Genomic DNA, 1,125 nt, shown 5'->3' on the forward strand with positions numbered 1-1,125 from the left:
ATTTGAACTAAAATATTCTCTAATATATTCAATATCTCTTACGATATTATCGCCTTCATACCATATATAAAATGCGTCATCTTGAAATCTAAATAGCTTTGCTTTTATCTCAGAAGTATCTATGCAAAGCTTTAGTGTATCAGCTACTGCTTTTAGCATTGCATCGATAATCTTAGTTTGATAAAAGAATCTTAAAATTTTAAAATTCTTAATGCTTAAGCAAATGAGCACTCCATCTTTTTGTGCGTCTAAAATTTCAGTTAAAGCAAAGTAGTTGCCAAAGCCTGTTAGCTTATCGATCGAAGATTGTATCTTTATTTGTTCATTTTTTTGAGTTAGCTCGTTTAGTATCAGCGTCTCTTTGGTCCTATCAAGCTTTATGGCTATATAGCCCTCAAATTTATTTTTAAAGAAAAATGGCGAAAATTTTACCTTTTCATATAAAAAATCACCACTTTTTGTTCTGCTTATAAGCTCATCGCTCTCCCAAGGTAGAGATTTTTGCACAGCCTCTTTTATGGATTCATAAAAGCTTTGAGGATGCATATATGATTTTAGTATTCTAGGATTTTTACCGATTACATCCTTTAGTTTGTAGCCAGTTTTTTCTTCAAAGGTTTTATTTACGTATGAAATTCTATTGTATTTATCGCAATAGATAATAGAGCTATGATCGTTTTCAATTGTAGAACTTAGGAGTTTTATCTGTCTTAAACGCTCTGAGGCCATTTTGATTTGATAGAGGCCAAATGTACAAAATATTATAAATGTAAGTAAGCAAATTGACTGAGCTATTTTTGTGTTATCTACCGCATCAGAGTGAAATTCTAGGATTTTATCTCTAAAATTTTCTAGCATATTATCAAGATGTAGCTCTTTTGCACTATTTGAGATTGTATGTAAAGTTTTTGTAGCTTGAATTGCATAGAGTATTTTGTCTAATACATTTTGAGCTTTTTTGTTATCTTTATACTCGTTTTTATACATTTTTATTTGCTTTGAAATATCATCTATTGCTTCAGGACTAAGCATCAAAGCACCTTTTATCGCATAAAATATAGGCTCAAGCTTATTTAGAAGTGCGAGATTTTGTATTTCATATTGACTTATTTGGATATAAGAATC

Annotated in this window: 1 protein-coding gene; it reads right to left on the bottom strand. The window is 30.0% G+C overall.

Translation table 11 applies throughout. The features are described from left to right. A partial coding sequence (locus tag F3H01_RS09505) for a PAS domain S-box protein (RefSeq protein ID WP_223155397.1) occupies positions 1–1,032 on the bottom strand: 1,032 nt, incomplete at its 3' end. Positions 1,033–1,125: the final 93 nt, after the last annotated feature.

Origin of the sequence: Campylobacter concisus (genome assembly GCF_902460875.1) — a bacterium.
GTDB classification, from domain to species: Bacteria; Campylobacterota; Campylobacteria; order Campylobacterales; family Campylobacteraceae; genus Campylobacter_A; species Campylobacter_A concisus_AA.